This window comes from Dyella sp., assembly GCF_036568765.1.
Classification (GTDB): Bacteria; Pseudomonadota; Gammaproteobacteria; order Xanthomonadales; family Rhodanobacteraceae; genus GSA-30.
Genome location: NZ_DATCRY010000220.1, coordinates 1 through 8,858, shown reverse-complemented (window position 1 = coordinate 8,858; position 8,858 = coordinate 1). Strand labels below are relative to the sequence as shown.

8 protein-coding genes and 1 pseudogene are annotated in these 8,858 nt (G+C 61.7%); all 9 read left to right on the top strand.

Going from position 1 to position 8,858, the window contains the following annotated elements; genetic code table 11:
* A pseudogene (locus VIM98_RS15270) lies at nt 1-145 on the top strand (acetylornithine carbamoyltransferase); the annotation flags it as partial.
* 4 nt (nt 146-149) lie between these two features.
* Nucleotides 150-779, top strand: a complete 630-nt coding sequence (locus VIM98_RS15265) for an FMN-binding negative transcriptional regulator (RefSeq protein ID WP_331993964.1) — start codon at nt 150-152, stop codon at nt 777-779.
* Nucleotides 769-1,245, top strand: coding sequence for an OsmC family protein (locus tag VIM98_RS15260; protein ID WP_331993963.1), 477 nt, complete (start codon nt 769-771; stop codon nt 1,243-1,245). The genes VIM98_RS15265 and VIM98_RS15260 overlap by 11 nt, the downstream gene beginning before the upstream one ends.
* A 40-nt stretch (nt 1,246-1,285) precedes the next feature.
* Nucleotides 1,286-2,494 carry an argininosuccinate synthase gene (locus VIM98_RS15255; protein WP_331993962.1) on the top strand — a complete coding sequence of 403 codons (1,209 nt, stop codon included), beginning with the start codon at nt 1,286-1,288 and terminating at the stop codon, nt 2,492-2,494.
* 21 nt (nt 2,495-2,515) lie between these two features.
* On the top strand, nt 2,516-3,616 hold the full coding sequence (locus VIM98_RS15250; protein ID WP_331993961.1) for an acetylornithine deacetylase: 1,101 nt from the start codon (nt 2,516-2,518) through the stop codon (nt 3,614-3,616).
* Nucleotides 3,617-3,686: 70 nt separating this feature from the next.
* Nucleotides 3,687-5,006 (top strand): acetylglutamate kinase, encoded by a 1,320-nt coding sequence (locus VIM98_RS15245; protein ID WP_331993965.1) that lies wholly within the window; start codon nt 3,687-3,689, stop codon nt 5,004-5,006.
* A gap of 13 nt (nt 5,007-5,019) precedes the next feature.
* Nucleotides 5,020-5,976 carry an N-acetyl-gamma-glutamyl-phosphate reductase gene (argC, locus tag VIM98_RS15240; protein ID WP_331993960.1) on the top strand — a complete coding sequence of 319 codons (957 nt, stop codon included), beginning with the start codon at nt 5,020-5,022 and terminating at the stop codon, nt 5,974-5,976.
* Nucleotides 5,977-5,997: 21 nt separating this feature from the next.
* Nucleotides 5,998-7,356 carry a proline--tRNA ligase gene (gene proS, locus VIM98_RS15235; protein ID WP_331993959.1) on the top strand — a complete coding sequence of 453 codons (1,359 nt, stop codon included), beginning with the start codon at nt 5,998-6,000 and terminating at the stop codon, nt 7,354-7,356.
* The gene (gene argH / locus VIM98_RS15230) at nt 7,353-8,642 is read left to right on the top strand and encodes an argininosuccinate lyase (protein WP_331993958.1); all 1,290 of its coding nucleotides are present in this window, start codon (nt 7,353-7,355) and stop codon (nt 8,640-8,642) included. The genes proS and argH overlap by 4 nt, the downstream gene beginning before the upstream one ends.
* The last annotated feature ends 216 nt before the right edge of the window (nt 8,643-8,858 follow it).

Genomic DNA, 8,858 nt, shown 5'->3' with positions numbered 1-8,858 from the left:
GTTCAGTCACTGCCTGCCGTTGCGTCGCAATGTGAAAGCGACCGATGCCGTGATGGATTCGCCCGCGTGCATTGCCATCGACGAGGCAGAGAACCGCCTGCACGTGCAGAAGGCGGTGATGACTTCGCTGCTGGCGGGACGCTGAGACCGTGTACACGCCTGGCGCCTTTGCCGAGAGCCGCAGCGAGGTACTGCACGCGCTCATGCGCGCGCATCCGTTCGCGACGGCGATCGTGCCGCGGTCCGAGGGCGTGGCGGTCAATCACCTGCCGTTCGAGCTGATCGACGGAAAACTTTGCGGGCATGTCGCGCGCGGCAATGAAATGGTTGCATGCGACGGACTGCAGGCCTTGCTCGTTTTCCATGGGCCGCAAGGGTACGTCAGCCCGAATTGGTATCCGAGCAAGCGGGAGACCGGCCGAGAGGTTCCGACCTGGAACTACGCTGTGGTGCATGTGCATGGCCGATTGCGTGTGATCGACGAGCGGAAGTGGCTGCGCGGTCTGCTGGATGCGCTGACGTCGCGTCACGAGGCAGACCAGCCCGAGCCGTGGCGCATCGACGAAGCGCCCGCCGATCACATCGAACGCCTGCTCGGTGCCATTGTTGGCCTACAGCTCGATATCGATCGTATCGAGGGTAAATACAAATTGAGCCAGAACCATCCGGCGGACAACCGCCTCGGTGTAATCGACGGCTTGTGCAAGCGCAATGCGCCGGGCGATGCCGCGCTGGCCGATCTGATGCATGCGACCGAGGAGGCTGGAGATGAGTGCTGAACAGCATCGTTATACCGTCGATGTCCGCTGGACCGGCAACCGGGGCGAAGGCACGCGCAGCTATGGTGCGTACGGGCGCGATCATGAAGTCCGCGCCGAAGGCAAGCCAGCTATCCATGGCTCGTCCGATCCGGTGTTCCGTGGCGACGCATCCCGGTACAACCCCGAAGACTTGCTGGTCGCCTCGGTAGCCTCGTGCCACATGCTTTGGTACCTGCATCTGGCTGCCGACGCAGGCGTGATCGTGACAGCGTATGAAGACCGCCCCGAAGGCACGCTAAGCCTCAACCGTGGCCAGGGCAGCTTCACCGAGATCGTGCTGCATCCCCAGGTGACCGTGACGGCGCAAAGCGATGCCGGCAAGGCGGCAGCCTTGCACGCGGATGCGCATCGCGCCTGTTTCATCGCCAATTCGCTGAATTTCCCGGTCCGCTGCGAACCGCGCATCGTTACCGAAACCCCTTGACCCCAACCGTTTGATTGTTCGATCAGGATTCTTCAAGACCATGAGCAAAGACATCGTTCTCGCCTTTTCCGGCGGTCTGGATACCAGCTTCTGCGTGCCGTACCTCAAGGAGCGCGGTTGGGCCGTGCATACCGTGTTTGCCGACACCGGCGGCGTCGACGCCGAAGAGCGCGCTTATATCGAGCAGCGCGCCAAGGAACTGGGCGTTGCCAGCCATGTCACCGTCGATGGCGGTCCGGCGATCTGGGAGGGCTTCGTCAAGCCGTTCGTGCAGGCCGGTGAGGGCTATCAGGGTCAGTATCCACTGCTGGTATCGGACCGCTACCTGATTGTCGATGCGGCCATCGAGCGTGCCGCCGAGCTCGGTACGCGTGCCATCGCGCACGGCTGCACCGGCATGGGCAACGATCAGGTGCGTTTCGATCTTGCCGTGAAAGCGCTTGGCGATTACGAAATCGTCGCGCCGATCCGCGAAATCCAGAAAGAGCATACGCAGACCCGCGCCTACGAACAGAAGTATCTGGAAGAACGCGGCTTCGATGTGCGCTCCAAGCAGAAGAGCTACACCATCAACGAGAACCTGCTGGGCGTGACACTGTCCGGCGGCGAGATCGACCAGTGGAAGACGCCGGGCGAAGGTGCACGCGGCTGGTGCAAGCCGCGCAACGAATGGCCGGCCGAAAAGCTCAGCGTCACGATCGGTTTCGAGAAGGGCGAGGCCGTGTCGCTCAATGGGCAGAAGCTGCCGGGAGCCAAGCTGCTGGCACAGCTCAACCAGTTGTTCGCACCCTACGGCGTCGGCCGTGGCATGTATACCGGCGATACCACGATCGGCCTCAAGGGGCGCATCGTGTACGAAGCCCCTGGCCTGATTTCGTTGCTCGCCGCACACCGTGCGTTGGAAGAAGCCGTACTGAGCAAGCAGCAGAATCGCTTCAAGCCGGAAGTGGCGCGCAAGTGGGTCGAGGTGGTGTACGAAGGTTTCTACCACGACCCGATCAAGACCGACCTCGAGGCTTTCCTGGCCTCCAGCCAGGAGTGTGTCACAGGCGAAGTGGTGCTGGAGACCACTGGCGCGCAGGTGACCGCCGTCGAAATCCGTTCGCCGCACATCCTCAATGCCAAGGGTGCGACCTACGCGCAATCGGCCGACTGGGGCGTGGCCGAAGCCGAAGGTTTCATCAAATTGTTCGGTATGAGCAGCACACTATGGGCCGAAGTCAATCGCGCCGATTCCAGCCGACGATAAGAAACTAAGGAAACCGATTCCATGAATGCACTGCTGGACGCCACCCTCAAGCATCTCGCCGCGCTGGTCAGCCATGACACGCGCAACCCGCCGCGCGAGATCGGCACGGGCGGAATCTTCGATTATCTGCGTGCCCATTTGCCGGGGTTTGACGTGACCGTCACCGATTTCGGTGCCGGTGCGGTGAATCTCTATGCGGTACGCGGCAACCCGAAGTACTTGTTCAATGTGCATCTGGATACCGTGCCGGATTCGCCGCATTGGACGCAGAATCCGCATGAGCTGAAGGTAACGACCGATCGTGCGATCGGCCTCGGCGCCTGCGACATCAAAGGCGCCGCCGCCGCGCTCGTGGCGGTAGCCAATGCCACGCAGGGCGACATGGCGTTGCTGCTGTCCACCGATGAGGAAGCCAACGATGCGCGCTGCATCGACGGTTTCCTCAAGACGAAGCCGAAGTACGATGCAGTGATCGTCTCCGAGCCGACCAAGGGCGAGGCGGTGCTGGCGCATCGCGGCATCCATTCGGTGCAGATGCGCTTCAAGGGCAGGGCGGGCCATGCGTCAGGCGAACAGAAAGCGTCCGATAGCGCTCTTCACCAGGTTATCCGCTGGGGAGCGGCTGCGCTCGATTTCGTCGCCGCGCAGTCGCACGAGCGTTTCGGAGGCCTCACTGGCTTGCGCTTCAATATCGGCAAGGTCGAAGGCGGCATCAAGGCGAACGTGATCGCGCCGACCGGTGATGTACGCTTCGGTTTCCGTCCGCTGCCTTCGATGGACGCCGACCGAATGCTGGAACGGTTCCGCACCTTGGTCGAACCGCACCCAGTCGAATACGGCGAGACCTTCCGCGGCGATTCGCTGCCTGCGGGCGATACCGCCACGGCCGAAGCGCGCCGCCTGGCTGCACGCGATCTGGCCGACGAGCTGGGTATCCCCGTCGGCAATGCTGTGGACTTCTGGACCGAGGCAGCGTTGTTCTCAGCGGCCGGTTACACCTCCTTTGTCTACGGCCCAGGCGATATCGCCCAGGCGCATGCGGCCGACGAATGGGTCGCGCTCGATCAATTGCAGCATTACGCAGAAACCATCTACCGGATCATCGACCGTGGACAATCTTGAGAACGCCGGGACGGAACCCTCCCGGCTGGAAAAATTCAGCGAAGCCTTGAATACCGGAGCCGCTTCCATCATGACGAGCGAAGCCAAGACTCGTAAAACCATCGTGCGCCTGCTTTCGAGCATGGGCAGCGCGAAGGAGATCCAGCAATACCTGAAGCGCTTCTCGCAGCTGGACGCCAAGCGCTTTGCCGTCGTGAAGGTGGGCGGCGCGGTATTGCGTGACGATCTGCCGGCGCTGACTTCGTCGCTGACCTTTCTGCAACAGGTCGGCCTGACGCCGATCGTATTGCACGGTGCCGGTCCGCAGCTGGATGAAGAGCTTGCCGCTGCCGGCATCGTCAAGCAAACCGTCAATGGCTTGCGCGTAACCTCGCCGCAGGCGCTGGCCATTGTGCGCAAGGTGTTCCAGGATCAGAACCTGCGCCTGGTCGAAGCCTTGCAGGCCATGGACACGCGCGCTACTTCAGTGCCATCGGGCGTGTTTACCTCCGAGTACCTCGATCGCGACACCTACGGTCTGGTCGGCAAGGTCAACAGCATCAATCTGGCGCCGATCGAAGCCAGCCTGCGTGCCGGTTCCATTCCGGTGATCGCGAGCCTCGGCGAAACCGCCGAGGGGCAGATCCTCAACATCAATGCCGATTTCGCCGCTAACGAGCTGGTGCGTGTGCTGCAACCGTACAAGATCGTATTCCTCACCGGGACGGGTGGCTTGCTCGACGACAAGGGCAAGGTGATCGACTCGATCAACCTGTCCACCGAGTTCGAGCATCTGATGCAGCAGCCGTGGATCAATGGCGGCATGCGCTTGAAGATCGAGCAGATCGCCGATTTGCTGGCCGATCTGCCATTGACCTCGTCGGTGTCGATCACGCGCCCGTCGGAGCTGGCTAAGGAGTTGTTCACCCATAAGGGCTCGGGCACGTTGGTACGTCGTGGCGAGAAGGTCCTGACCTTCGACAATTGGGATGGCGTCGATCTCGACCGCATGAAGACATTGATCGAATCGAGTTTCGGCCGCGCGTTGGTACCGGACTATTTTCAGCGTACGAAGCCGTATCGCATCTACGTGAGCGAGAATTATCGCGCCGCGATGATCCTCACCCAGGAAGAAGGCCTGGCCTATCTGGACAAGTTCGCCGTGCTCGACGATGCCCAGGGCGAGGGCCTGGGGCGTGCGGTGTGGCTGGTCATGCGCGAAGAAAACCCGCAGCTGTTCTGGCGTTCGCGCCACGGCAACGCTGTCAACCCGTTCTACTACTCCGAATCGGACGGTTGCCTCAAGCAGGAGCGCTGGAAAGTATTCTGGTACGGCCTGGGCGAAGATTTCGCTCTTATCGCGCGTTGTGTCGCCCATTGCGCCACACGCAAGCCGACCCTGGTCGATTGACGGGATACAAGCCATGGCAGACAAGAAAAGCATCGGTATTGTTGGGGCGCGCGGTCATACCGGCGCCGAACTGATTCGCATGATCGCCGCTCATCCGGCATTGGAACTCGGCTTCGTCTCCTCGCGCGAGCTGGACGGCCAGCGCGTGGCCGACCACATCGGCGAATTCCACGGTGAGCTGCGCTACGCCAACCTCGATCCGGAAGGCGTGGCCGCGCAGAAGGCGGATGTGGTGATCCTGGCCCTGCCCAATGGCAAGGCCGCACCCTACGTAGAGGCGCTGGACATCGTCGCGCCGGAGACGATCCTGCTGGATCTATCGGCCGATTATCGTTTCGATGAGCGCTGGTACTACGGCTTGCCGGAACTTACTCGGGAGCGTTGGCGCGGCGAACACAAGATCAGCAATCCTGGCTGCTATGCCACGGCAATCCAGTTGTCGATCGCGCCGGTCAAGGATCTGCTCGCCGCACCGCCCGTCTGCTTCGGCGTTTCCGGCTATTCGGGCGCTGGGACGACGCCTTCCGATCGTAATGACCCGGAAAAGCTGCGCGACAACTTGATTCCGTATTCGCTGACCGGGCACACGCACGAGAAAGAGGCCAGCCGTCATCTTGGCTTGCCGATCGAATTCCTGCCCCATGTGGCACCGCATTTTCGCGGCCTGACGGTCACGACGAACATGTATCTCGCACGGGTGGCCAAGCTCGACGAGATCGTGCAGCGCTATCGCCATCGGTTCGAGAACGAACCCCTGGTCACCGTGCAGGACGACGCGCCATGGGTAAGCAAGATCGCGGGCCGGCATCACGTGGAAATCGGCGGCTTTGCACTTTCCGTCGATGGCAAGCGTCTCGTTGTCGTCGCTACACTGGATAACCTGCTCAAGGGTGCAGCCACGCAGGCAATGCAGAACATCAACCGTGCGATCGGCGTGCCCGAACTCACCGGCATTCCTCTCGAGGACTGATCGCTTCAGCGAGACATTTTTATGCGTTTGTCACGCTATTTGTTACCCACGTCGAAAGACAACCCCGCCGAGGCGCAGATTGCCTCGCACCGTCTGATGTTGCGCGCAGGGATGATTCGCCAGGAAGCGGCTGGCATTTATGCGTGGCTGCCGCTGGGCCTGCGCGTGTTGCGCAAGGTGGAAAACATCGTGCGCGACGAACTTAACCGCGCCGGTGCCATCGAACTTCTGATGCCGACGCTGCAGCTCGCCGATTTGTGGCGCGAAAGCGGCCGCTACGATGCTTACGGGCCCGAGATGCTGCGTATCCGCGACCGCCATGAACGCGAGCTTCTTTACGGGCCGACCAACGAGGAAATGGTCACCGAGATCTTCCGGGGCGCGGTGCGTTCCTACCGCGATCTGCCGATGAATCTCTATCAGGTGCAGTGGAAGTTTCGGGACGAACAACGCCCGCGTTTCGGTGTGCTACGTGGCCGCGAGTTCCTGATGAAGGACGGTTACTCTTTCGATCTGGACGAAGCCGGTGCGCGCCGCTCGTACCAGCAGATGTTCGTCGCCTACCTGCGCATGTTCCGGCGCATGGGTATCACCGCCATACCGATGCGTGCCGAAACCGGTCCGATCGGCGGGGACCTGTCGCACGAGTTCATTGTGTTGGCCGAGACGGGCGAGTCGGCGGTGTACGTCGATCGTGACTTGCTCTCGCTGGATGTGCCTGGCGACGATGTCGACTACCGGGGCAATCTCTCGCCGTGGGTGGACGCCTGGAGCACGCCTTATGCGGCTACCGAAGACGTCCATGAGGCGGAACGCTTCGAGCGCGAAGTCCCGATGGAACGTCGCGTGCAGACGCGGGGCATCGAGGTGGGGCAGATCTTCTATTTCGGTACCAAATACTCCGAGCCGATGCGTGCCCTGGTCACCGGCCCGGATGGCGCCGATCGCCCGATTCATGGCGGCTGCTATGGCGTAGGCGTGTCGCGCCTGCTCGGCGCGATCATCGAAGCGGCGCACGACGAGCGCGGCATTGTCTGGCCCGACGCGGTCTCGCCGTTCCAAGTGGGCCTGGTCAACCTTCAACAGGGCGATGAGCAGACCGACATGGCATGCGAGGCGCTCTATACGGAACTTGGCCGGGCAGGTATCGAAGTGCTTTACGACGATCGAGACGAGCGCGCCGGCGGCAAATTCGCCACCATGGACCTGATCGGCCTGCCGTGGCAGCTCGTCGTCGGACCGCGCGATCTCAAGCAGGGTCTGGTGGAACTCAAGCGTCGCGCCACGGGCGAACGCGAAACGCTGCCGATCGATACGGCGTTGGCAAGACTATTGAAGGATGCGCATCGCGCGCCCGCTTCGGAAAGGACAGCAGTATGACGCAGCCACTGTGGCAAAAAGCCGACATCAAGATCGACGCACGCATCATGAAATTTCTTGCCGGCGACGACGTCATTCTCGACCGGGAATTTTTCCTGCACGACATCGCCGCGAGCAAGGCGCATGTAGAGGGGCTTGCCAATATCGGCGTGGTTTCCGCCGATGAGGCGCAGGCGCTCAAGCGCGAGCTGGATGTATTGGCCGAGGATTTTCGTGCAGGCCGGTTCGTGCTGGATGAGCGTTACGAAGACGGTCACTCCGCCATTGAAGCGCGCCTGACCGAGCGCCTGGGCGATGCGGGACGGCGGGTGCATACCGGACGCAGCCGCAACGACCAGATCCTGGTCGCGACCCGGCTATGGTTGAAGGAGCAATTGGCCGTACTGGAGACCCATTGCCGCGCCATCGCGCAGGTCTGCCTGGACCGCGCCGGTCAACCGGCGTTGCCGTTGCCCGGCTATACCCATTTACAGCGTGCCGTGGTGTCCTCGACCGGCATGTGGTTTGCCGGCTTTGCGGAAGGCTTTATCGATAATGCGTTGCGTGCGCGCCAGACCCTGGCCTTGATCGATGCCAATCCACTTGGCACGGCGGCAGGTTATGGCGTCAATCTCAAGCTCGATCGCGAGCACACTACGCATGCGCTTGGATTTGCCCGCATGCAGGTCTCGCCGATCTATGCGCAGCTATCGCGCGGTAAATTCGAAATGGCAGTGCTTGAAGCCATTGCCGGCGCACTGCTGGACCTGCGCCGTCTGGCATGGGATCTGTCGCTATTCACCACCGCCGAGTTCGACTTCGTCAAGTTGCCGTCGGAATACACCACCGGCAGCTCGATCATGCCGAACAAGCGCAACCCCGACGTTGTCGAGCTGCTGCGCGCCAGCTACGCCAGCGTCGCCGCGGCTCGCACGGAAATCGAGCAGTTGCTGTCGTTGCCGTCCGGCTACCAGCGAGACCTGCAGTTCTCGAAGGGATCGTTGTTCCATGGTTGTCGTCATGGTTTGGCTGCGCTGGAACTGGTGCCGGATCTGCTGGCGCGGATGCAGTGGAACGAGACGGCCATGCGCGCCGCCATCGAACCGGCCATGTACGCCACCGATGTGGCCATCGAGCAAGCTGCCGCAGGCGTACCGTTTCGTGATGCTTATCGTGCTGCAGCCGATGCGGCTGCAGCGAGTGGCGCAGGCCGTACACCGGAGGCAAGTTTGGCGGCGCGTGTTTCTCCCGGTGCGGGCATGGATCTGCGACTGGACGAGCTGGCTGCTCGTTTGAAGGCGCTATAGCCTTCCTGAAGCGTTTCGGCGCACCCGTCGCGACGAAAGTCGCTCCTACAGAAATAGGAAAGATTAACCTAGTGATGTGGGAGCGACTTCAGGGAACCTCTAAAAACCTGTCAATGACTTGGACACAGCGAAAACGGATCCTATCGTTGTGGGAGCGACTTCAGTCGCGACAAGGACTTGCGATAAGGCACGATCGTCGCGACGAAAGTCGCTCCC